Raw genomic sequence first — 24,149 nt, 5'->3', positions numbered from 1 at the left:
ATCGGGCCTGTATAAATCCTTAGCTCTTGACTGTGGTATAAGTGGGATCGGGAGTCTGGTTCTAACCAATCTGCCGTGGATTTTCCAGAGGATGTGGCGTTCAGAAAAAAATAATGGAAAATATGTGAGGATCGCGCGGTGCACATTTGCGAAAGCATGCGGGAAACGGACAATAGGGGGAATGTTTTTCGACAAGTGCTCAGAGGGTGTGAAAAACAGCATGTGCAATCAACATTGAGTTTATCTGCTGCGAAAGTCCAGGACACCCCACGGGTGTATTGACAGTGATCACGAAAAAATCAAACCGGCCGGACGGTTCTTCAGTCTCCCGGTATCAAGGGTCGGGCGTGCGACACGCAATGACTCCCAATCGGTGGCTGGCCCCCGCGGAACTGTTTCTCAGTTCCTTCATCGCACTCATCATCCTGGGATCCCTCGGGCTGAAATTCCTGCCGGGCATCTACCAGGGAGAACCCCTGAACTGGACCGATGCGATCTTTACGTCCACCAGTGCCGTCTGTGTGACCGGACTGATTGTCGTCGATACGGCGACGTACTTCACCCTGCGGGGCCAGGCGCTGATCCTGCTGCTGATTCAGCTGGGTGGCCTGGGGATGCTGATTCTGACCAGTGTGATCATCACCGCGCTGGGGAGAAAAATTTCGCTGAACCTGGAATCGGTAACCGCGGATTCCCGCAAACTGATCCCGCAGGTCTCGGCGCGGCTGCTGATCACTAACATTCTGAAATTTACATTTCTGATTGAAGCGGCCGGAGCATTCTTTCTGTATTGTTTGTGGGTGCCCCGCCTGGGCTGGAAGGGGGCTGCCTGGCCTGCAGTGTTCCATTCCGTGAGTGCCTTCTGTAATGCGGGCTTTTCGACGAACAGCAATTCGCTGATCAACTACCAGGATTCTCCCGGGACACTGCTGGTGATTTCGGTCCTGATCATTCTGGGCGGGCTGGGCTTCGTAACGATGCAGGAACTTAACCTGCGGTTCGCCCAACGTCAGCGGTCACTGCCCCGGATCAAGCGTCTGTCCGTGCACAGTCAGCTGGTGTTGTGGACCTCCTTCATTCTGATTCTCGGCGGCTGGTTGTTGTTTGCCGGCTTTGAATGGAACGGTCTGCTGGCTGAGATGTCTCTGACCGACAAGCTGACTAACTCGCTGTTTCTGAGCGTCACGCCCCGGACAGCGGGGTTCAACTCGATCGACTACGAGCAGGCGACCGACAGTACGAACCTGTTGACGATGATCCTGATGATGATTGGCGGCTCCCCCAGTTCAACGGCCGGTGGGTTGAAAACGACCACCTTCGCACTACTGGGGCTGCTGGCGTGGTCCAAACTGCGTTCGCAGACCACGACCACATTCGCCAGCCGCTCGATTCCGGATGAAACCATTCAGCGGGGTACCGGCTTATTTGTGATCTCCACATCGGTTGTCGTGACGGGAGTCTTCCTGATGTCGTCGATTGGAGATTTCCATGGATACGAGCAGCGGTTCCTGGTGCGGCTGTTTGAAACGATCAGTGCGTTCAATACCGTGGGACTTTCGATGGGACTGACCGATTCGCTGTCGTTACCTTCGCGGTGGGTGCTGATATTTTTGATGTTTGCGGGACGCACCGGGCCTCTGGTGATCGCATCCGCGTTGATTGTGCGACTGGCCCATCGGAGTAAATTTCGACTGGCTTACGAAGATGTCATCGTGGGTTAGTGATCGTATTTTAATTGTGAACTGAACATAAAGAGCAGGGTTTTGCCATGAAACGTTTTGTGGTCATCGGACTGGGCAACTTCGGATTTTCCGTAGCACGCACCCTCTATGAAGGGGGGCATGACGTGATTGCCATCGATCTCAATGAAACGCTGGTCGATCGGCTGGCGTCGCTGATTTCGCACGCGGTGGTCGGCGACGGAACCGACTTCGATACGCTGGTGCGCATCAGTGCCAAAGAGGCGGACGCGGCGATCGTGTCGACCGGAGATGACATTACCGCCAGCATCCTGGCTACGATGGCGCTGCACGATCTGAAAATCAAGGACATCTATGTCAAAGTCGTGTCGAATGATCATGCCCGCGTGATGGACCGCATCGGCGTGACTGATATCGTCTTTCCGGAACGTGATTCCGCGATCAGCCTGGCAACCCGCATGACCGGTTCCGCACTTCTGAACTACGTCAAACTGGGGAAAGGCTTCAGCCTGCAGGAGATGGGTGTGCCCAACGACTGGATGGGGAAATCGATCCGCGAACTCAAGCTGCGGCAGGAATACGATATTACCATCGTCGCCGTCCACGATATTCTGACGGATAAGATCATCGCCTCGCCCGACCCGGACAAGCTGTTGAATGACACGGATACGCTGCTGGTCGCCGGTGAAGACAAGATTCTGGATCAGATCGCCAATATTTCCTGATCCATGGCGTGTTCCCCTGATGGGTCGGAATACCGGAACCACGTAGCGATTATTATGCGCAAATAAGGCTGCCTCCTGAGAGTCCCCTGAAAACCCTGTCGCGACAATATTTGTCTTGACAACTATTGTTGGAACGCGCATTAATTCAGATTATGAATCCACGAGCCAGCCAAACCGAATCGCAGCGTGTGAGCTTTGACTCACCCGAACAAGAGGTCTTCCTGCAGCTCTGGCGGACGTATGACTGCCTGAAGGTGCTGGAAGAGTCGCTGTTTGTCCAATTTGAACTTTCACCGCAACAGTACAACGTTTTGCGGCTGCTACAGATGGCAGCCCCGGAAACGGTACAGACCATGGAGCTGGGCCGCCGGCTGATTTCCCGCTGTCCGGATACCACCCGCATGCTGGACCGCCTTGAGAAACGGGGCCTGGTGCAGCGGAGTCGGTTACCCGAAAACCGCCGCGTGGTGGAGGTGGCCATTACGGAGGAGGGGCAGACCCTGCTCAAACGGATGGAGAAAGCGGTGGTGCAGATGCACGGGCAGCAGCTGGGGCATTTGAGTGACAGCGAACAGCAACGGCTGATTCGGCTGCTCCAGAAAGCACGTGCGCCGCATGAGGATGCCAGTTGCGACTGGCTGGATTCGCTGTAGTATTACCTGCCGGCTGGGGCCTGCCAGTCAGATCAAGTTTGTATGAGACAGCCAGATGAAAGGTCAGAGTTCCGCTTCTCCGTTACGCCAACTGTGGCCGTTCTGTTTGTGGCTGGTCCTGTTTTATGCAGTCTGGCTGACGGTGGTTCTGCTGACTGATGGCTGGGACACGCTGCGTGCTCACTGGCCGATCGCCGTATCGATGGCACTGGGTTCTTATATCGCCGGTTCGACCCCGATGGGGGGCGGCACTGTCGGTTTTCCGGTACTGGTCCTGTTTTTTGATATGCCCGGTTCCCTGGGACGGAACTTTGGTCTGGCTGTCCAGTCGGTGGGGATGGTCTCGGCCAGCATTTATATTCTCTCGGCGCGACGGCCGCTCGACTGGGGACTGCTGAAACCGGCGCTGGCGGGTGCCCTGGTGGGAACACCACTGGGTGCTGCTTTGATTGCCCCCTTTGTTCCGGATCTGTGGGTCAAGCTGACGTTCGCGGTGGTCTGGTGCAGTTTCGGTATCATGCATCTGGTAAAGCTGAAAGAACTGGTGGCCGCCGAGGGAGTCAGTGACCGCTGGCGGCGCTACGATACTCCGCTGGGACTGACCGTCGGTATTACGGGGGGCATCGTGGCTTCGATTACCGGCGTGGGGATTGACATGATGGTCTATGCGACACTGGTGCTGCTGTACCGGGCCGATCTGAAGGTGGCGATTCCGACCTCGGTGCTGCTCATGGCGTTTACGTCGGTTGTGGGTATCTTTTCGAACCTGCTGCTGTCACGGTTCCACCCCGGTCTGTATCACATGGATCCGGAAGTGTATGCCAACTGGCTGGCCGCGGCCCCGATTGTCGCCCTGGGAGCGCCCTTTGGTGCACTGGTGGTGAACCTGATTTCCCGCACGCCGACGCTGCTGCTGGTGTCGCTGCTGTGTATCGTGCAGTTCGTGTGGACGATCATGCATGAACGGGTGACCGGAGTGGCCCTGCTGGCGGCACTGGGGAGCGTGCTGGCGATGAATGCCCTGTTTCATGTTCTGTACCGGTGTGGGCGCGGGGAGGCGTCGCTGGATCGTCCGGGTCTGGCTGCGGGATTGCCGCCGGTGGAACTGGTGGGGGATGAGCGGGTGGAGTGAACTGGTTGCATAACTGATGAGCCAGGCTTTGCCGAGACTGAAATAATCTTTGTAATCACTTTGAAATATCAATCAGAAATATTGTCGCCGATCAGTGATAAACGTAATACCGACATGGCCCCAATGACAACATTCTCTAACATCCATGACAGATCATCCTGCCAACGCCCCGAAAAACAAACGACTCAAGGAGCCCAGAGAGATGGTCGAATCCAAAAAAGTGCTGGTGGCCTTTGATCCCCGGTTCCCTCAGCAAAGATCGAGTGATTTTTTAGTCCCCCTCCCGACTACAGAAGCGGATTTTGTATTACTGGGGATCAAATCGGGAAAGATCAGGCAATACGGAATGGTAGTGCTGACAAGTCAACTCGTGAATGAGAATGATCTGTTTGCAAAGCTGGTCGACGCGGGGCAGCCTGTCTCGGATGTCGAACAGTGCCTGGAACATCTGGCTAGATTTATTGAAGAAATCAAAACCGTCCGAATCGGCAACATAGTAGAGCTGTCTACAGCAAAGGGGCTATTAAAACTGAACATTAAAGCCAAGACGCCCAACGGTTTTTCACAACATGAGTGCGAATGAGAGTCTTTCCCGAAACGCCTAACCGGGGCTAATTTGGCTTTTCTACTGGTGTGTTCTCTACACAGGAGGACAGTTCAGTGCTGCCCGGTTTTTATCTGGTGTGGCTCGCGCCGCTGCTTACGATTCTCTGTTGCTGTCATGGCACCTTGCTGCGCGGTGGTTTTCTGGACTGCAGGTTTGCCCTGACCGTTTCCTGCTCGCGTTGCTCGCCCCGAATTGCATTCGGGGTTACCCGATGATTTGTGTGGGATGCTGCTGGCAGATTCGTAGATCGAATTTCTAATGATTTGAGTCGTTGTTTTGCATGGTTTTGTATTTTGTGGAAGGGCGTGGGGAGGTCAAGGGGTTTTGACTTTTGAAATGACTTTCAAACCTGCTGAATGTGCACTGAGTGTGTTGCGAGTTGCTTTGAATATGCTCCGAAATGATTTGAAATTTAACGAGACAACGGGAACCGGTGGCGGATGTTCCGGTGTAGAGGGGGTGAAAATCGACGGCGATTCAGGTGCTGATGAGTCGCTTGTTCCGGTTTTCCAGTGCACGCATCGTCCGCCTCGCGCGCGAAGCACAATTGCGATACTTTACGATTCGGAAAACGGGGATCAAGGTCAGTCTATGCAGTCCTGTGCACTGAACGAGACAGGTAAAAACGGGGAAGTAGAGACATTTTCCACAGGGAAACAACGGGAAGGACTCTGTGAATGCGGCGAATAAAAAAAGAGAGTGAACCTGCGATGCGGTCCACTCTCTGTGAGCATATTGTCGGGGCGGGCTTAGCCTTCCCAGCGGGTCTTCATGAATTCGAGGCCCTTGGTTGCCAGATGCTCTTCGGTGGGGAACATCTTCCGCCAGATGCGGGTGGCTGCGGCCAGGTCGGGCAGGGCCAGACCAAAGGCTTCGATGGTGAACCAGCCGTCGTAGTTGATTTCTTTGAGTGCAGCGAAGGTTTCGTCCCAGTTGACGCCCCCCTCGCCGGGGGTGGAGCGATCGTTTTCGGAGATGTGCACGTGGACCATCTGATCGGCACAGACTTTGACGGCTTCGGTAATACTTTTCTCTTCGATGTTGGCGTGGAAGGAATCGTACATCATCTTGAGGTTCGGATGATTCACTTCTCGGGTGAACTGGGAACAGTCTTCCGCAGTATTGAGGAAGTAGCATTCAAAGCGGTTGAGGTATTCACAGACCAGGATCACGTTGTTGGCCTGGGCGTGGTCGGCGGCCTGGGCGAGGATTTCCTGGCCGTACTTCCATTCTTCAGGTGTGCGACCGGAGCCGGAGAATTCGCCGAGTGCAGAGTGAATGGGGCCACAGAGGTGAGTGGCTCCGGAGGCGGCACACATATCGATCATGCGTTTAAGACGATTCAGGCCGGCTTCGCGGATGGCGGGATCGCTGGAGATCGGGTTCTCATCCGGCGTGCAGACGGTGACGGCGGTGCGGCCCAGACCGAGTTCTTCCAGTTTGTTTCCGACCTGAGCGAATTTTTTCTCATCCGCCTCAAAGACAGGCAGCTCGACGCCATCATAGCCCCAGCCTTTGATCTGCTCGAGCAGTCCGAAATGGGACTCATTCACATCGGAGGTCCACAGCAGCATGTTTAAGCCGTACTTCATTGTTGTTATCTTTCAATCACTGGAGATTAAAAATGCTCAGGCGGCAATAAATCGTCGAGACGCTTTTCTACGATTTCCCGACCTGTTTTGAGAACTGAGATCGTACCTTCCGGTAACGGTTGTAGTTTGACCCGTTTCATGACCTGATTCAAGCGTAAGTGCATTCTTTGTGGATCAACGTAATCTCTTAAGAAAGCTTCTTTATGGAACAGCACCAGCCAGGCCCTGAGTTGATCGGTTTCGCGGGTTGTCATGCGATTCGTGGCCTGTTGTGTCACGAAGGGATCGATCTCCAGGAACGCATCGTAGTAGCGGTCGATCAGCCCGGGGTTCTGATCGATGAGAACGGCATCGAGCAGAAGTTCGGTAGTGATGTGACCGAGGAAACCGACGCGAGCGGAATCGTCATTCTGAAAGAGCTCACGGAACAGGAGCGAGAGATCGGTGGTGATTTCGAGGAAGCCCTGCGTGGAGTGAAACCAGTGATCGTCGTCGAGATGCTGCTTGATGCCAGAGGCGAGTTCGGCCTGGATGCTGTCAGTCTCTGCGACAAACGGGGCGACGTTTTTCATCCGCAGACGGACGCGTCGATCCACCACGGAGAGGAGATCGGGCAGGGCGGTTCCTGCCAGGAAATAGGGGCGATCGACGAATCGCATTCCATGGGCAAAGTAGTTCATGATACTCTGAGTTTTGCTAACGGTCTCTGTTCGGTTCGAATGCTCAATCGTAGCGGATTGGCAGGAAGAATCACAGTTGACACAGGGGGATTTAGGGGAACCTGTCCCGGGAAGGAAGGTGTGACATTGGATACGAGCTGCCAGGAGCGTATAATGCCTGACACATCGCTGAGTTTAACCAACGCTGAATTTGTGCCGAAAGTAAACTATGTCTGAGTCTCCTTTAAATTTAATGTTCCTCCTGCGGGATCAAAGCGCACACATTCAGACTGCCTGGGATCAGATCCACGCATACCTGCAGTCCCAGTCTTCGGTCTATGTCTCAGCGGTCTCTGTGATCGAAGATTTCACTCCCGACGATTCCGAAGCTGACCTGGTAGTGGTCCTGGGGGGCGACGGTGCGATCCTGCGGGCCTGTCGCCAGATGGGACTGAATCAGCTGCCGATGATTGGTGTGAACCTGGGTCGGCTGGGATTTCTGGCAGACCTGACCCCGGACGGGTTCTGTAAGAACTTTGCCCAGATCGTGGAACGCAAGTATCGGATCGTCGAGCACCTGATGTTCGAATGCAAGCACTATCTGGCGGATGGATCGGTGAATACCTACCTGGGACTCAACGAGGTCGTGATCAGTTCTGCCGGGGCGATGTCGATGATCGACGTCGAATTGACGGTGAATAACGAGCTGGTGACGACCTACAGTGGTGACGGGCTGATCATCAGTACGCCCGTGGGATCGACCGCGCACAGTCTTTCTGCGGGGGGCCCGATTTTGAAACAGGACCTGCAGGCGTTTGTGATCACTCCGATCTGTCCGCATACGCCGACCAACCGGCCGCTGGTTGATAATGCAAACGCCCTGTATTCACTGTCTTCCCCGAATGCACCGGAAGGAGCGATGCTGGTGATTGACGGGCAGATCAAGGTTCCCTATGCCTCTGGTGACCGCCTGGAACTGAAGCGGGCTCCGGTGGCGTTCAAACTGGCCCGGATTCCGGGATTCAACTACTATACGCGTCTGAATCGCAAGCTGGGCTGGGGAGGCCAGCCGAAATATGGAGCTGAATAGTTAAATACCTGAAAAAACTGCGGTTCCGGCCCCAAATTGATCTCCCCACACAGATTCAGATCTGCTACTTTCACCACAGTTTATGGATAAACCACCAACTTTTCCGGGAAGGAGTCCCTGATGCGGTCTACTGTGTTCTGTCTACTGACCCTCATGCTGAGCCAGTTTTCAGCACCACTGTCTGTCACCTCTGCTGCGGATGAAGACGCGAAGAGCTATTCGCTCCGCTACAAATTCACTCCGAACGAGTTTGTCCATTACCGGGTCGAAACCGAGAACAAGATTACGGTTCAGCTCAACCAGGACACGCAGACTTCCGCGAACTCTTCGAACACGATGAAGCATTATCGCGTGATTTCCGTGAATGAAGAAGGCAATGGAACCCTGGAAACCCGCATTGACCGCGTCAAAATGAAGGTGCAGTTCGACGATGCGACTCCCGCGACATTTGACAGTGAACAAAATCCCGAGAAGGATCTGGAGCAGTTTAAACCGATCCGGGCGAACATCAGCAAGCCGTCACGTATTGTCTATTCACCGCTGGGTAAAGTGATTTCCATCCAGGAACTGAAAGTCGATGGCGAAGGGGCGAAATTTGAAGAAGCCCAGGCGCCAGACAAGCTGGACCAGGAAAAATCGCGTCGACTGGGCTTCCTGATTCCCTTGCCTGAAGAAGAGGTCAAAGTCGGAAGCACCTGGGACGACGAACTGGATGTGGAAGTGGCCCTCAGCAAGACTCTGCGCAAAAAAGTGCCTGTGCGGCGTACTTTTACGCTGGAATCGGTAGAAGATGGCCTGGCTGTGATCACCTTCAAAACCAAAATCATGACCCGGCTCAACGACCCGAAGCTGAGCATGCAGCTGATTCAGAAAACACCTTCCGGAACCATTAAGCTGGATATCGAACGGGGTGTGATTATTTCTCAGGATGTCTCTCTGGATAAAGCCCAGGTAGGCGTATTTGACGGAAAAGGGGCGATGCGGGCGGTCTCGACCCGGCTGGAAACGCTGGTCGATCCCACCGAAGTCGCTCAGAAAGAACAGACTACCGAAGCCCAGTAATTGATCAGCAGAAGCCGATATTTGGGCCCGGCCGACAGGCGATCTGTCGACAACACTCAAAAGTCAGTGCTTGTCTCACTTTTTTTAAGGGGAGACAAGCACTTATGTGTTGACGCTGACAGCAATTATTTTACACTTAGAATTCGCCGCTAAGGTACGCAAGCCCCTGCAGTCATCCATTTCGCGTAGCCAACTGGCCACACCACACCGATGTGAACAGAAACTGAACACCCTCGATTTCCTGCTCTCTTCGTGTCGCTGATGCTGCAGTCTTCGTTGAGCTTATGGCTGTCTACCTGAGCTGGCACGATCGCGATCCACACTGAGTATTCACTGCCACTGCTTCTATCGAGACCGGAAATGAAACGGGTTGACTTTTCCCCACAATTAACGAGCTTATTAAAAGCAGCTAAACGATTAGCCAGTGATTGTGAGATTGATGTCGTCTTCCTGTTAGCAGATATTCCTTATGACTTCCTGGAGATCAGCAAATCTCTCGGGAAATTAAGGCTGGTGGTCTCTTCCGATAAACCGGACGTTCAACGCGCCGCCCAGGAAGACGGGATTGCCCTGGTTCCGCTGATCCACGAACCCCAGACGCGTCAGGTACAGATCAGCCAGGCCATTCTGGAAGCAATTGCCGATGAGATCCTCGCATCGGGCGACCGGATTATCGCGCTGTATGCCGGCTTTGAACGGGAGCACGCGGATTCACTAAGTATCGTCAGCCTGGCAGATCACCTGGCCAAGCTGACCTCACGCGATCTGCAGCGTCTGGAGACCAAGGTTCCTCTGCAGACCCTGCGAGCCGTGGTGGACCTGGCAGTGGAGATCGGACGGGAAGGACGCGAAGGGAAGCCGGTTGGTGCTTTATTTGTCGTCGGGAACCACCGCAAAGTCCTGTCGCTTTCACACGAACAGGTTCACGACCCTTTCAAAGGCTACTCCCAGAAGGACCGCATGGTCAACAACCCACGTGTCAAGGAGAGCATGAAGGAACTGGCCCAGATCGACGGTGCCTTTATTATCAGCTCAGATGGGGTCGTGCAGTCGGCAGGGCGGATTCTGAATGCATCTGCGGAAGGCTTGACGCTCTCCAAGGGACTGGGATCCCGACATTGGGCTGCTGCAGCGATTTCCAAGGAAACCGGTGCGATTGCCATCGCGGTCTCTGAGTCTACCGGCACTGTGCGTATTTTCCAGGATGGCTATGTTGTTCTGCGAATTGAACCGATGAGTAGTGCCATGAAATGGTTCGATTTTGATACCGAACCACCGCAGTCCGAGTAATATTCAAAATTTTCGCGGTCTGGTATCGCTGCTGTATCGTGGCTTTTTACAAGCAGATACGTAAATTTTTCTGAATATTCTCTTCCCTCAAATTGTAATTTTTGCTATGAAACCCACGCAACATGTGGTGCAAGGTGTTTTTACAGCCACAAAACCGTGTTGCCCGGCAGAGAAATCGAGTCTCTGCGGAGAGGACAGATTCACTTAATCTGACGATCGTGATTGGTTTAATCTGTTTTATTTAAGAGCTTCTTCAGCGGGAAGGGAGTCCCATGTCGAATGTAGCGATCAAACTCGTCGCCGTGACCGGAGTCGTTGGTCTCGGGGTACTGATGTTTCTTCAGGCTCAAAAAGGCATTCAATCTACCAGCAACGAGAACCAGATCGAGCAGCATGCGTTGCTGGAAGGGGAAACGGTTTCTGTCACAGAAGCAGAACCGGAGTCTGGTACCATTCCTTCAGGTCAGGTCCCTGCAGAACTCTCCGAACTGGCAGCCCGTAATGCACAACCGCTGAAGGTTGATGAAAAGAAGCAGCCAGAGCTACCCTTTGCTCCCAACATCAAAACGCCGCGCCCCAAAATTAAACTGACTGCGGGTAACGAAACCGCAGGTAGCGATACAGGGGAAAATGAAAACGCTGTTTTCGAGGCTCAGAATGCGACTCCCAGTGAATTCGAGCCGGACAATCAGGCAGCGTTGATGCCTACCAGTAAGGGACTGGACTTCCGCGAAACTCCCGCAGAAGGGACGCCTGAACCAGGCTTGAATCCATTTTCCCGAACTCCTCAGCCCGAACCAGCTGCGTCTGTTGAAAAGCAACCAACACCGGAACCGGTGGCGGAGCTCGATTTCAACGCTGGTCCTCAATTCGGCCCCGCGATGCCCAGCCCCGCGCCTGCGGAAGAGAGATCTCCCAAAACCGAAGTCCCCCCGCGCGAAACACTCGTGACTGAGTTGGACTCTTCTAATCCGTTCGATGCCGCTCCCGCACAATCCAAACCAGAAATGACACCCGAACCGGCGGCTGCAGAACCGCAACCCGAACCATTTGGTCTGGGCCCCGTTCCGGAACCAGCCGCACAGCAGAAACCGCTGCCCGCCGACGAATCACCGGCGATGAAACTGGAAACCAATGCGTCTCCATTCGAATTGAAAACAGAGCCGACTCCGGAAACTCCCGCCGTCGATTCTAATCCATTCATGACCACTCCCGAGGCTAAGCAGGCAAATGAGCCCGCACCACAGCCGGCTGAACCTGCTGCCATTCCGGAAACTCCCAAAGTAGAGACGGATTTCAATCCATTCGGTAACGAACCTCAAATGAAAGCTCCCGAGCCTCAGCCTGAACTGCAAACGGCCGGAGAGGAGCCCAATAAACCAGAATTTGAACTGCAACCGGTCAAAGAACCCGAGCCTGCTCCCGCCGAGCCGGCATTCAGCATTAATCCGTCTCCGCAGATGAAGCCGAAGGCACTTGAGGAACCAGCGCGTCCCGCCGTTCAGGAACCGACGGAACCCGATGTTGTTGTCATCAAAAAACGTCAGCCGGAAGATAATCCACAGGAACCATCACTGTTTGCTCCTGAAGGAAACCCGACGGAGAAAATGGAAGCTGCCACTCCGCAGCCGATCGAAATCGCTCCTGCATCAGGTGCCAAGCCTCTCAACCTGGTCGAAGGCAGTCAGCCGCAGCCAGAGGAACCGGCCAAGCTGAACATGCAGCAGAAGATTCAGTCTCCCAAAATGACGATTCAAAAGGTCGCTCCACCAGAGGCTGTTCTGGGGCAACCGTTTATCTACCACGTGCTGGTTAAAAACAGCGGTACGACTTCCGCCCGGGAAGTCGTTGTCGAAGATAAGATTCCCGCGGGAGCAAAACTGACCGGCACCATTCCCCGGGCTGAGCAGATCAATGATCGTATTATCTGGCGACTGGGGGCAATGGGCCCTGGCGAAGAGAAAAAGATCTCAATCCGGGTCATTCCCGAGCAGCCCGGCCAGATCGGCAGTGTCGCGACCGTGAACTTCGTCACCGAAGTCGCTTCGGAGACCAAGATTACTTCTCCCCAGCTGAGCATCAAATCCGATCAACCCTCGGCAGTTAAACCGGGTGAAATCACCGTCGTCAATTACACGATTACGAACACCGGTTCCGGAGATGCCAAGAATGTGTATGTCCGCAGCCTTATTCCTCCTCAGTTCTCCCATCCGGGAGGCGACGACCTGGAATACCACGTAGGATTGATTCCTGCTGGCGAGACGAGAGAAGTCCAGTTGCAACTGAAAGCGATTAAACCGGGAGCCGGTAAGAATGTCTCGAGTGTCGTCGGCGACGGCAATCTCAAAGCGGAGACTGCGGTTCCCCTCAAAGTGATCGGAACCAGCGAAGAGTTTCTGATTACCCGTAAGGGCCCGAAAAACCGCTATCTGGGACGTTCCGGTGCCTATGAAAACGCAATTACGAATAATACCGAGCAGACGATCAAGAACATTTCGATCTTCGAATCAATTCCTCCGGGAATGAAGTTTGTCTCCGCTTCCGGCAATGGTCAGTTTGATCCTGTCCGCAGAGTCGTGCAGTGGGACATTGCTGAGCTGGCAGGGGGTATGCAGCAGGTTCTGAACATCGAACTCGAGCCGACCGAGGTTGGTAAGAAAGTCAGTACTGTCCAGGTTGTGACTGGAAACAACAGTAAGTTCTCGGCGAATCTGCAATCCGAAGTGAATGTGATTGGTCAGCCTCTGCTCAAAGTAGAGACGAGTGAACTGAAAGGGCCCCTGGAAGTCGGCGAGAAAATGTCGCTGCAGGTGCAACTGGTCAATCAGGGCAGTGCTCCGGCCAACAACGTTGAATTCCGCGTAAAAATCCCTCGAGAGATGGTTTTCGTATCCGCGAAAGGTCCTGCACGTTACAAGCAGGCTGGTTCTTTCGTGATCTTCGAAAGTGCCCAGGTACTCGCACCGCAGCAGTCACTTGATTTTGAACTGACACTGGCAGCCAGGAATAAAGGGGATGCCCGTGTACTGGTGACCGTTCAGTCTCAGCAGATGGAAAAACCGCTGAACCAGGAAGAAGCGATTCCGATTCTGGATAAGCTGCAGTAACGAAAAAAGTGCTCCTGATACCAGATCAGGAGCACTCATTTAACAAGCTATCGTTCCAGCTCGACATTCCAGTAGTTCTCGCTGATGAAGCGAGACCAGCTGTCGACCTGAATATTCTGCAGTGCATAGAACGGCTTCCACTTGGGACGAACCGGTTCTTTCAGCAGCTGCATGTTCGCCTGCCCTGGAGTACGGGCTGCTTTGTGTGAGTTGCACTCAACACAGGCCAGCACGCAGTTCTCCCAGGACGTTTCGCCCCCCTGAGAGCGTGGCAGAACGTGGTCGATCGTCAGCTCTTCGCTACCGGGCTGACAACCACAATACTGACAGGTAAACCGGTCACGCTTGAAGACGTTCCGCCGACTGAAAGTCACCACGTTCCGGGGAACACGGTCATACTTCAGCAGCGTAATCACTTCAGGAACGCGGAACCGATCATGACTGCTGTGAATTACCAGTTCATCCTCAGCTGGTCGGAGCGCTGCCCAATCAGCCCAGGAATAGGTCTGGTAATCTGCGGGGTCAACCACGCGGGCTGTCTCATTCCAGATTTTAACCACAGCCCGGGCGACCGTCGTAATGCCGACAGGCTGCCAGTTTCGGTTCAGGATCAGCGTAGGCCGCTGCAGCGTTGAGGACACCATGATTCTAATTCCTGCAGTTAACAGTCGTGAGAAGGGTGTTCGAGGGGAGTCGAACCCACCACCTTAACATTCACAGTGTTACGTGCAAACCATTACACTACGAACACCATATCGGATTTCAGTCCAAAGCGGAAGGCATGGGATTCGAACCCACACGCCTGGCAGGCACACGCATTAGCAGTGCGGTCCGGCAAACCGTATCCGGCTACCTTCCGTTTTCCAGTTTGTGTCGATGCACGAACGTTTTACCGACTCGGCGGAGACGTTCGGCATCACTTAAATTTTGAGCGGAAGCCGTGGGACTCGAACCCACAAATGCCACAAGACACCACCTGTTTTCAAGACAGGGCCCTCATCCAGCCGGATGACTTCCTGGTTATTCTGTTTTTGAAATACCCCGTGCGGGAATTGAACCCAGCGTCTCCGACATGAGAGATCGGTATCCTGGCCATTAGACGAACGGGGCGTAATTGTAACTCTGTTAAGTGGATCGGGAGGTGCTCGAATCCTCGTCTGCGATTCTTCAGATCGCCGCTAAACCATCTCAGCTACCGATCCCTGTAAAAAAAGACCTGAGTTCTGTTGAACACCAGGTCTTAGATGATTGTAAATCGATACAGACAGATCCTCTGGTGTCAGGTACGTAACGGGAGACTGGTTTCGGAATCGCTTCCCGAAATCCCCTGATGGTCTTTCCGTTCTGTAGGTGAGGTCTGTTCTGAAAAATTCACATCGATACCTGTGATCGAGTTTTAAGGATTGTTCTTCTGTTTTGTTCTACTAACTACAAAGACGTCTGATTAGCAGAAAAGTTCGCTTATTTCAGCGAGAATTTTGAAGAATTGAAAAGAGAGTCTGCTTCATATCAAAGCAGGCTGGCAAACAGAGAGTCGAGACGGAAGCTACTTAGCCGCTTCGCGTTCCTGCACCAGCGTTTCTACCAGGGAGGCGGTCTGGCGAATATGCTGTTCCATTTTTTCCGCCGCCAGATCACAGTCGTTGGCCTGCAGTGCGGCGATGATTTCTTCGTGATCGGTTAACGCAATTTCCTGCGCCTGGCTCTCATTATCGACCACTTCACGGATCGCCTGGACCAGGGTGTTATAGCGGCGTAGTTCATCCTGTAAACGGGTACTGCCACAGCGTTCTGCAATCAGGGAATGCAGGCGGATATCCAAGGACATCGCATTCTGAGACCAGTTATTGTCCCGCTCTTCTTTCGCGATCCCAGCAAACTGTTCTGCCAGTTCAGCGAGCTGTCTGGGTTCAATATTCCCGCAGGCGGTCCGAACGGCTTCGACTTCCAGAATACGACGCAGCTGATAGATTTCCCGGATCTGCGTGACGCCGAATTCCCGCATCACGGCACCCCGGTTGGGAAGATTTTCTACGATACCGATCGAAGCGAGCTCAACGAGAGCTTCCCGGACGGGGGTCGCACTGACGCCAAACTGTTCTGCCAGACTCTGGATCACCATCCGATGACCAACAGGGAATTCGCCTCGAATGACGGCAGCCAGAATCCTCTGGACCACCACTTCGCGAATGTTGCCCCGCGGCACCATGGAGAAGGAACCCGGCAGATTGGACGTCGACATAATAAATCCTTAAGCAGCCTGTCACAGACTGGAAATAGAGAAGCAAAGACGTGATGAGATATTATATATGATTGTGACAGGAGAGAAAAGCAGCAGCCGCACTATCTACGGAAATAGATAGCGTGCATGCATTTACAGACGTTGATCCGGGAATCTGCAGGATCAGGCGATGATATTCTGTACCACTTCGCCGGCAACATCGGTCAGGCGGAAGTTGCGACCGGAATAGTGATAGGTCAGCCGCTCATGGTCGATGCCCATCAGATGCAGAATTGTGGCATGCAGGTCATGTACATGGACTTTATCCTGCATCGCGCGGAACCCGAAATCATCGGATTCACCATGAATTGTGCCCCCTTTGATTCCGCCTCCCGCCAACCACATGCAGAAGCCGTACGGATTATGATCGCGACCGTTGATGCCTCCCTGGGCAGTCGGGGTTCGACCGAATTCACCGCCCCAGACGATAAGAGTTTCATCGAGCAGACCACGCTGTTTTAAATCGGTCATGAGCTGAGCGACCGGCTGATCAATGTCCTTACAGAGCCGCTCGTTGCTCTTATCGTGATTGCTGTGCGTGTCCCAGGGCTGCCGGTTTCCATAATAAACCTGCACGAACCGAACGCCGCGTTCACTCAAACGCCGTGCCAGCAGACAGGCTTTGGAGAATTCACTCTTCCCGTAGGCTTCCTGCAGTTTTTCCGGTTCCCGGGAAATATCGAAGGCATCGGTGGCTGCGAACTGCATCCGGTACGCCATCTCCATTGATTTGATGCGTGTCTCCAGTTCATTATCGCCGGCCCGTGGCTGCAGATGCTGTTTGTTGATTGCCTGTACCAGATCAAGCTGACGCTTCTGCTCATCAGATGAGAGGACATCGTTCTTCAGAAACGGAATCATCTTCTCTGGAGTCAGATCTTTATTGTTGATGTGTGTCGCCTGGTGCTTACCTGGCAGAAACGCGCTCCCCCACAATTTGGGACCGACCACTGGTTTACCGGGGCAGAGAGCGATGAAGCCCGGCAGGTTTTGATTTTCAGATCCAAGTCCATAAGTCAGCCAGGATCCGAGACTGGGACGCGTCGGCGTCAAGGTTCCCAGGTTCATCATACAGAGGGCCGGCGCATGGTTGGGGAAGTCTGTATGCATCGAGCGGATAATCGCCATATCGTCGATGTGTTCCGCCGTCTTGGAAAGATGTTCGGCAACCGGGATGCCCGACTTACCGGCGTTGAAGAATTTCACGGGAGAGGGCAGCAGTCCCATGGTTTTGGAAGCCGTTCTGATGTCGGCCTCTTTAGGTCGTTGCCCCGCAAACTTCTGCAGCATCGGTTTGGGATCAAAGGTATCGACCTGCGAAGGACCGCCGCTCATAAACAAGAAGATAACCCGTTTGGCCTTCGGCTTGAAGTGGGGCGTCTGTGTCAGCACGCTGGAAGAAGCCGCATCGGCAGCAGAGAGCATTCCGGCCAGACTGAGCATCCCGAACCCGCCTCCCACTTTCTGGAGGATATCGCGGCGGGACATATGGTTCAGATTATCGGAAGGAATCATATCTTCAATCTCTCAGACAGTTGTATTGATCACTCTGTTTTGTTGGAAACCAAGGCTTAGTCGACGTACATCATCTCGTTGCTGCAGAGCAGGGCCTGACAGTACCGTTGCCAGGGAGTCAACTGAGCAGGATCCAGGTCATCACGGCCCTCATAGGTGCCATTGTTTTTATGTCCGGTAATATCAGCGGCCTGGGCCAGGTTCGGGTTATCGGTCCGTAAAGGCCAGCAGGAGAGGGGATCTGACTCCAGCAGCGAGGCGACATATTCCGCGTGGGACAGCTCGTCCTGTTTGAGTTGCGCCGCCTCAAAGTGTGTTTTCACTTCTTCTGGTTTTAAAACCCGGTTAAACAAAGCGACCGCTCCCAGCTGCCCCTCAAAGTTGGAGAAATTGTCATTGCGTCCCGCCAAGATGATTTCCGAAACCCCTTTGTCATAACCGGGAGCTGCCTCGCCGATGATCTCCGGTTCCGGATTCCCGTTCAGATAAACCCGAATCTGGTTCTGATCACGGCACAGGACCACATGGTTCCAGGTTCCCGGCTGAATGACCGTCGTCCCGAACAATGACTGGCGTTTCTGATCGCCATTATAGAAGAACAGACGACCCGCTTTGTTTGGGCGGTACTTGCCGGCGATTCCCAGGTGGTCGCCGGGTGCTTTGACTGCGCCGTCTTTACCTCGTGAGAAGAAGTAACCGGTGATAATCCGCTTTTCATTGGGAACCTGATTCTTCAACCAGAGTGCGACAGAATATTGATCGCCGAGCTGTTTCACATCGGCTTTCATTCGCTTCCCGGCGAACGTTGGAATCTGTTCCTGTGCCGGTGACGGTGTGGTCCCATTCGCAGCCTGTTCAATAAACTGCAGGCCGATCTGTATCTCACTCGGAGTCGGAGCCCGTGAAAAGAGCGTCCGGTAAACCGCGTCAATCCGCTGCTCGGAGGATTCCCCTTCATATCGTTTCGCCAGCAGTTGGGCCTGCTGTCGGACGAAGGGGGAGTTTAAAACAAACAGCTGCTGCAGCGGCGTCGTGGTTTTCGAACGCCGGGCCGCATGGATCGCGGGATCAGGAAAATCGTATGACTGCAGAAATGTGCTCAGCTTATGCCGGGAGACGGTTGCATAGATCCCCCGACGCTGGAAACTTGCATCGTCAATATCCCCTGAAGGACCCGCCTGGGCCGGGTCCAGGTTATTGCCGGCAGCCAGCAATGAATCCCGGTAGACTTCCGCTTCCAGTCGTCTGCGATTGAAATGCGTCAGCAGACGATTGTTCGGATCCTCTTTTTTCTGTGCCGCTGTCAGCTCCACATTGGAAGCCTGCTGATAGGTCGCAGACAGCAGAATCAGCCGATGCAGTTCCTTAATCGACCAGCCCTGAGCCATGAACCAGACGGCCAGATCATCCAGTAGTTCTGGATGACTGGGCCGGGAACCGGTACTGCCAAAGTTGCTGGGCGTGTCGACCAGGCCTTCACCGAAGTGATGCTGCCAGACCCGATTCACCATAACCCGTGCCGTCAGGGGATTATCGCGACTGGCGATCTGCTGTGCCAGTTCCAGTCGGCCACTGCCGTTCTGGAATGGTTCCGGTTTTCCGTCCGACAGAACCCGCACAAAGCGTCGGGGAACCAGCTTCCCGAGATTGGCCGCGTTGCCACGAATGAATACATTCAGGTCCCGAGGTTTTTCGGGATAGTAAACAATCTTCATCCGGTCTTTGGAAATTTCCTCAACCCGCACCTGCTCTTCGGTCAGGGCATCCGCCAGTGGCAGATCAAAGCCGGGCGTGTTCTTTTTAATCTCTTCGATTTTTGCTTTGTTCTCTTTGATGGACTGGTTGTGCTGTGTGACCAGTTCCGTATTCTGCTTTAATTCGATCGGCGGAATGGGAAATTTCACCGTCGTCTGTTTCTTCACATCGGGACGGGGTGCAATCAGTGCGAATTCCGTTTTACCGGCTTTCTTAATCTGTTCCTTGAGCAGGGCATTCCGTTTATTTAAGTCACGGACCTTGTCGGTGAGATTCTTATTCTCTTCAGTCAGCTTGTCTACCTGGTCGCGGGCCGGCTGTGTTTTCGCAACTTCCTTTTCGGGAATGATCGGACGCGTTGTCTGTCGAACCGAAGCGAAGACCCCCGCGATCCCGTAATAGTCTTCCACGGTCAGCGGATCGTATTTGTGATCGTGACAACGGGCACAGGCCATCGTCAGCCCCAATAACCCGCGACAGAGGCTGTCGACCCGGTCTTCCCAGTCGTCGGCATAACGGTTTTCCAGCGTAACCTGTGATAACGCGACCTCTTTATGATAAGAGGGCCCCAGCCCCATATAGCCGAGAGCAGGGTAATCTTCAGGGCCGGTTTCAGGCAGGAAATCGGTCGCCAGCTGGCGGATCACGAACTCGTTGTAGGGCATATCTTCGTTAAACGCCTTGATGACCCAGTCACGATAGCGATACGCGTGAGGATAGGGACCATTGTGAGGCCCCATGTTCGTATTGTCTTCTGCATAACGGGCGACATCCAGCCAGTGACGCCCCCAGCGTTCGCCATAGTGCGGAGACTGTAACAGACGGTCAATCAGTTGGGAATACGCTTCGGGTGATTCGTCTTTGACAAACTGTTCCACTTCCTGTGGTGTCGGAGGCAGACCGATCAGATCAAAGTAGACCCGGCGGATCAATGTCCGTTTATCAGCTTGAGGCGCAGGTGAAAAGCCTTTGGCTTCCTGAGCCGCGAGAATGAAGTGATCGATCTTATTGCGTGGCCAGTCTGCCTGCTTTACCTGGGGAGCAGGGTAATGCTTCGGCGGTTGAAACGACCAGAACTCTCGGGCCTTATCAAAATCAATTCCGGCATGCTTGGCCGGTGTGGCGTCTCCCTTGCGTGGGTCCGGCGCCCCCATTTTGATCCACTTTTCAAAATCGGCGATCACAGCGTCAGGCAGTTTGCCCTTGGGAGGCATCTGGTAACTGTCCTCACTGTAGTGCAGCGTTTCCAGCACTAGACTTTCCTCGGGGTTTCCAGGTACCAGGGCCGTTCCTGAATCTCCGCCGGTAATTAATCCCTCGCGAGTGTCCAGCAACAGACTGCCTTTGAGGTTCTTAGACTCGGCTGAATGACACTCGTAACAGTGTTTGATCAGCACGGGACGAATCTTTTTCTCGAAGAAATCCAGGCCGGCCTGATCGGTTTTGGTATCAGCGGCGGAAAGAGCAAGAGGCAGAGCGAGAAACAGGTTCGTGAATATGATGACGACTGTCACTTTTCGCAAAGTTTTCATAGTCATGTCTACGATGTTTAGAGGCAGGTGGGATAAAGCCAGTTGGCTGAGGATGTCACTTGTGTATCTCGTTGAGGCGCAATCAGATACATCAAGCGTGCTTTATATCGTATCGGGAAAAACCGGGAATAACAATATAATATTTAAAAAAGCCTGCTGAATCCTCCGTTTTCGCCTGCTCCTCTGGGGAATAGCCCCGATTTTTCGTATTTTCAAGCTGTGATTTCCTCCATCTTCGACCACTGAAATCGCTTAAACAGCCATCTGGTCTCACAAAAAGTTGCAGTCCCGATCCGTCCCGATTAGTCTGAACAATTGTGAAACAGTCAGCCCTGGTCGGTTATCCTCATTGAGTCAACCGCTCCCATCTTTCTTGAGCAGCAGGAATTCTCACATGTTACTGAAGTCTCGCGACGTCCTGAAATGGATTCTCTCCTCCGTGCTGCTTCTCAGCTACGTCAGCGGTTTCAGTCAGGCGCAGGAACCTGAGCCAACTAAACAGCAGCCGGGCTTCACAATTCCCTATCTCGACCTCACCGCGGACAGCGATCGCCAGATTGTCGTCGATCGCGAAGAAGGACAATACCTGGGACACCCGACCACAGTTCTGCTGGAAGACAATCAAACCATGCTCTGTGTCTATCCCAAGGGGCACGGCAAGGGAGGCATTGTTTACAAACGCTCGCTCGATGGAGGCAAAACCTGGAGCGAGCGACTGCCAACTCCCGCTACCTGGGCCACCTCACGCGAAGTTCCGACGCTGCACCGCGTGATCGATGCAGCGGGCAAAAAACGCATCATCATGTTCTCCGGTCTCTACCCCACCCGGATGGCGATTACCGAAGATGATGGCCAGACCTGGAGTGAGCTGCAGCAGGTAGGTGACTGGGGTGGCATCGTCGTCATGGGGTGTGTCGAACCACTCAAGACCGGAAAAGGCCATTACATGGCGCTGTTCCACGACGACGGCCGCTTCATTGCCCGGGATTCAAAGCAGGAATCGCCCATCGCATTCACGCTGTTTAAAAGTCTCTCTACCGATGGCGGTCAGATCTGGTCAGCCCCGATGGCCATTCACAAGTCGTCCGACTACCACATCTGCGAACCCGGCATTATTCGTTCTCCCGATGGAAAGCAACTGGCGGTCTTACTGCGGGAAAACAGTCGCCGTCATAATTCTCAGATCATCTTTTCCAACGACGAAGGCCAAACCTGGACCGAACCTCGAGACCTCCCCGGCGCACTGAATGGAGATCGTCACACCGGGAAATATGATCCGGTCAGCGGACGCCTGCTGATCTCCTTCCGCAGCAACACACCCCGCGGACACACGGCGCCCACCGAAGGTGACTGGGTGGCCTGGGTCGGCACGTACGAAGATCTGGTTAAAGGGAGTGAGGGACAGTATCACGTGCGTCTCAAAGACAATACCCGCGGCGCAGATTGTGCCTATCCAGGAGTGGAAGTGCTCCCCGACGGGACCTATGTGCTGACGACCTACGGCCATTGGGAGAAAGGGAAAGCCCCCTACATCCTCTGCGTACGACTCAAACTGACTGAGCTGGATGCGCTCGCCGACAGCAATTCCCAAAGCAGGTAAGCCAGGCAGGTATCACCGTCCGCCACTCTGACGATTTCCTATGACTCAGGTGTCTCGGTCTCCGCTTCTTCTTCACTGGTCTCCACAACCAGTGTCTGTGCTGGATCAACCCAGAGCGAAGCCACGCCGGCGATTAGAAATGCGATCGCACAGGTAATGAAGGCATAGTTCCAGTGATGGTCTAAACCGATCACAGCAATCATGAGTACCGGAGCGACAGCCGCTCCCAGGTTCCCCCACATATTGCCCCATCCCAGTACTGACCCCACGTGTTTTCCTGCAATGTCCTGGTTAAAAGCCCACATCGCAGGAGAACCAAAGTCAGTAGAGAAAGCGACAATCGAAAACATGGCTACCGCCGTCCAGGGAGAAATATCCAGCATGCAGACCAGGTAAGCAGCCATCGCGGTGAATCGCGAGAGTGCAATCGGCAGCACGCGGCTCCAACGGAGACTGATGCGACGCATCAACCAGTCGGTCACTTTACCTCCCGATAAGGTTCCAAACCAGCCGACCGCCAGTGCAAACGTCACCATTTTGCCTCGTGTCTCCAGTGGGACCCGGTAGGTTTCATCCAGGTATCGTGGCAGCCAGGTGACCAGGAACAACCAGCCCACGTTCGTACAAAATTGTGACAGCGAAAGCAACCAGAGACTCTTGTTCATCGCGATGGCTTTAAATGGAATCCCGCCGATCTGTTTGGAATGATCCTTGTCCTCTTCCAGGCGTCCATGTTCGATCAACTCCAGTTCCTGTTCGGAACAGGAAGGGTGGGCCCTCGGATAATCGCGAATGATCCACCAGAATATTGCTGCGATGAAAATGCCGATGACGCCGTAGGTCATCATCATTTTTCGCCAGCCCTGTCCCTGTACCTTGCGAACGTCGTTATAATAGCGGGCTTCAAACAGCAGTCGATTTAAACGCGATTTCTCTTCCGGAGTCATGTCTGCGGAGTTGATCGTCAGCAGTTGTTCGGCCTGCTGATTCAGTTTCATCCCTGCGTACTCCTGCGGATTATACAGGGACGCGTTCTGCAGAATCTGATTCAGATCGTTAATGAATTTATCTTCCTCTGCCGATCCCGACGGCATTTTGGGATCAGCGGCCGCCGATTTCAGAAACTCCTGATCGGCGGGGGGAAGCTGGGCATAGACTTCGGATTCAAAAGTCTGTTTCTCATCAACTCGCTTCAGAAACGTACTGGCCAACTGATGCGGTTGCAGGAGGGCCCCCGGTTTCAAATCAGACGATTCCGAGATAGGCACGAACAGGATAATCAGAAAGGCGGTCAACACGGGTGCCAGAGCGCCTCCGATCCGTCCCCCCACGGTCACCATACTGCTGGCAAAACCCCGTTCTGTTAAAGGCATCCATTTGCTGACAATATTCGCGCTGGTGGGATAAGCGCCCGCCTGGCTCAGGCCGAATCCCAACCGGAAAATCAACAACATGATGAAACCGGTCGCAAAGCCTGTCAGAGCTGTAAACAGAGACCACATGAGGATATAAAGCGTCAGCATCTTCCTGGCACCAAACCGGTCACTGAACCATCCGGAAGGAACCTGGCATAACGCATAGGAAACGAAAAACGAGCCCAGCAGAATCCCGATCTGATGATCGGTCAGCCCCAGTTCGTCCTTGATGAACACCTCTGCAAAGGAAATACAGAATCGGTCCAGGTACAACAACACCGCCATCAGCATGCAGGCAAAGATCACACGATAACGGACATACGATCGGGACGATTCCACACTGGACATGTTGTTTCAGCTTTCCATCAGGGTTGGTGAGCAAAGAAGTTGCAGCAGTATAACAGCATACTTTGATCAAAACGAGCATGTTCTGT

At 53.8% G+C, this 24,149-nt stretch carries 17 protein-coding genes and 5 tRNA genes; 10 read left to right on the top strand and 12 right to left on the bottom strand.

Features of this window, described 5'->3' with window-relative positions; translation table 11 throughout:
• Positions 1-347: 347 nt before the first annotated feature.
• From FYZ48_RS10715 to FYZ48_RS10695, 5 genes are all read left to right on the top strand, one after another.
• Positions 348-1,721 carry a TrkH family potassium uptake protein gene (locus tag FYZ48_RS10715; protein ID WP_242022569.1) on the top strand — a complete coding sequence of 458 codons (1,374 nt, stop codon included), beginning with the start codon at positions 348-350 and terminating at the stop codon, positions 1,719-1,721.
• 47 nt (positions 1,722-1,768) lie between these two features.
• Complete coding sequence (locus FYZ48_RS10710) at positions 1,769-2,425, top strand: potassium channel family protein (protein WP_145185001.1); 657 nt, start codon at positions 1,769-1,771, stop codon at positions 2,423-2,425.
• A 152-nt stretch (positions 2,426-2,577) separates the two neighbouring features.
• Positions 2,578-3,078, top strand: a complete 501-nt coding sequence (locus tag FYZ48_RS10705; RefSeq protein ID WP_149340173.1) for a MarR family winged helix-turn-helix transcriptional regulator — start codon at positions 2,578-2,580, stop codon at positions 3,076-3,078.
• 55 nt (positions 3,079-3,133) lie between these two features.
• Positions 3,134-4,210, top strand: coding sequence for a sulfite exporter TauE/SafE family protein (locus FYZ48_RS10700; protein WP_149340170.1), 1,077 nt, complete (start codon positions 3,134-3,136; stop codon positions 4,208-4,210).
• Positions 4,211-4,412: 202 nt separating this feature from the next.
• A complete protein-coding gene (locus tag FYZ48_RS10695; RefSeq protein ID WP_149340168.1) occupies positions 4,413-4,793 on the top strand; it encodes a hypothetical protein in 381 nt (126 codons plus the stop codon).
• Between the two features lie 773 nt (positions 4,794-5,566).
• Here FYZ48_RS10695 and FYZ48_RS10690 read toward each other — a convergent pair.
• Both FYZ48_RS10690 and FYZ48_RS10685 read right to left on the bottom strand, forming a co-directional pair.
• Complete coding sequence (locus FYZ48_RS10690) at positions 5,567-6,409, bottom strand: sugar phosphate isomerase/epimerase family protein (protein WP_145440040.1); 843 nt, start codon at positions 6,407-6,409, stop codon at positions 5,567-5,569.
• Positions 6,410-6,435: 26 nt separating this feature from the next.
• The gene (locus FYZ48_RS10685; RefSeq protein ID WP_149340166.1) at positions 6,436-7,089 is read right to left on the bottom strand and encodes a hypothetical protein; all 654 of its coding nucleotides are present in this window, start codon (positions 7,087-7,089) and stop codon (positions 6,436-6,438) included.
• Positions 7,090-7,297: 208 nt separating this feature from the next.
• On the opposite strand from FYZ48_RS10685, the gene FYZ48_RS10680 reads away from it, so the two are divergent.
• The 4 genes from FYZ48_RS10680 (at position 7,298) to FYZ48_RS10665 (ending at position 13,617) form a co-directional block, all read left to right on the top strand.
• Positions 7,298-8,158: an NAD(+)/NADH kinase gene (locus FYZ48_RS10680; RefSeq protein WP_145184982.1), complete on the top strand. Its 861-nt coding sequence runs from the start codon at positions 7,298-7,300 to the stop codon at positions 8,156-8,158.
• Positions 8,159-8,278: 120 nt separating this feature from the next.
• Positions 8,279-9,220: a DUF6263 family protein gene (locus FYZ48_RS10675; RefSeq protein ID WP_149340164.1), complete on the top strand. Its 942-nt coding sequence runs from the start codon at positions 8,279-8,281 to the stop codon at positions 9,218-9,220.
• A 360-nt stretch (positions 9,221-9,580) separates the two neighbouring features.
• Positions 9,581-10,510, top strand: a complete 930-nt coding sequence (locus tag FYZ48_RS10670) for a DNA integrity scanning protein DisA nucleotide-binding domain protein (protein WP_149340162.1) — start codon at positions 9,581-9,583, stop codon at positions 10,508-10,510.
• Positions 10,511-10,782: 272 nt separating this feature from the next.
• Positions 10,783-13,617, top strand: coding sequence for a DUF11 domain-containing protein (locus FYZ48_RS10665; protein ID WP_149340160.1), 2,835 nt, complete (start codon positions 10,783-10,785; stop codon positions 13,615-13,617).
• A 47-nt stretch (positions 13,618-13,664) separates the two neighbouring features.
• On the opposite strand, the gene FYZ48_RS10660 is transcribed toward FYZ48_RS10665, so the two are convergent.
• From FYZ48_RS10660 to FYZ48_RS10620, 9 genes are all read right to left on the bottom strand, one after another.
• Positions 13,665-14,261, bottom strand: coding sequence for an HNH endonuclease (locus FYZ48_RS10660; protein ID WP_145041035.1), 597 nt, complete (start codon positions 14,259-14,261; stop codon positions 13,665-13,667).
• Positions 14,262-14,295: 34 nt separating this feature from the next.
• A tRNA-His gene (locus tag FYZ48_RS10655) sits at positions 14,296-14,368 on the bottom strand.
• Positions 14,369-14,390: 22 nt separating this feature from the next.
• Positions 14,391-14,475, bottom strand: a tRNA-Ser gene (locus tag FYZ48_RS10650).
• Positions 14,476-14,549: 74 nt separating this feature from the next.
• A tRNA-Ser gene (locus FYZ48_RS10645) sits at positions 14,550-14,634 on the bottom strand.
• 20 nt (positions 14,635-14,654) lie between these two features.
• Positions 14,655-14,727 (bottom strand) — tRNA-Glu (locus tag FYZ48_RS10640).
• 20 nt (positions 14,728-14,747) lie between these two features.
• Positions 14,748-14,819 (bottom strand) — tRNA-Phe (locus tag FYZ48_RS10635).
• Positions 14,820-15,163: 344 nt separating this feature from the next.
• A complete protein-coding gene (locus FYZ48_RS10630; protein WP_149340158.1) occupies positions 15,164-15,859 on the bottom strand; it encodes a GntR family transcriptional regulator in 696 nt (231 codons plus the stop codon).
• 162 nt (positions 15,860-16,021) lie between these two features.
• On the bottom strand, positions 16,022-17,413 hold the full coding sequence (locus tag FYZ48_RS10625) for a DUF1501 domain-containing protein (protein WP_149340156.1): 1,392 nt from the start codon (positions 17,411-17,413) through the stop codon (positions 16,022-16,024).
• Between the two features lie 56 nt (positions 17,414-17,469).
• Positions 17,470-20,700 (bottom strand): DUF1553 domain-containing protein, encoded by a 3,231-nt coding sequence (locus tag FYZ48_RS10620; RefSeq protein ID WP_149340154.1) that lies wholly within the window; start codon positions 20,698-20,700, stop codon positions 17,470-17,472.
• A 394-nt stretch (positions 20,701-21,094) separates the two neighbouring features.
• Between FYZ48_RS10620 and FYZ48_RS10615 the strand changes: the two genes are divergently transcribed.
• Positions 21,095-22,300, top strand: a complete 1,206-nt coding sequence (locus FYZ48_RS10615) for a sialidase family protein (RefSeq protein WP_149340152.1) — start codon at positions 21,095-21,097, stop codon at positions 22,298-22,300.
• Between the two features lie 38 nt (positions 22,301-22,338).
• Here the strand turns inward: FYZ48_RS10615 and FYZ48_RS10610 are convergent, their stop codons facing one another.
• Positions 22,339-24,063: an MFS transporter gene (locus FYZ48_RS10610; protein ID WP_149340150.1), complete on the bottom strand. Its 1,725-nt coding sequence runs from the start codon at positions 24,061-24,063 to the stop codon at positions 22,339-22,341.
• Positions 24,064-24,149: the final 86 nt, after the last annotated feature.

Origin of the sequence: Gimesia chilikensis, assembly GCF_008329715.1 — a bacterium.
GTDB lineage: Bacteria > Planctomycetota > Planctomycetia > Planctomycetales > Planctomycetaceae > Gimesia > Gimesia chilikensis.
The sequence above is the reverse complement of the archived record's forward strand: the minus strand, read 5'-3'. Positions and strand labels throughout refer to the sequence as shown.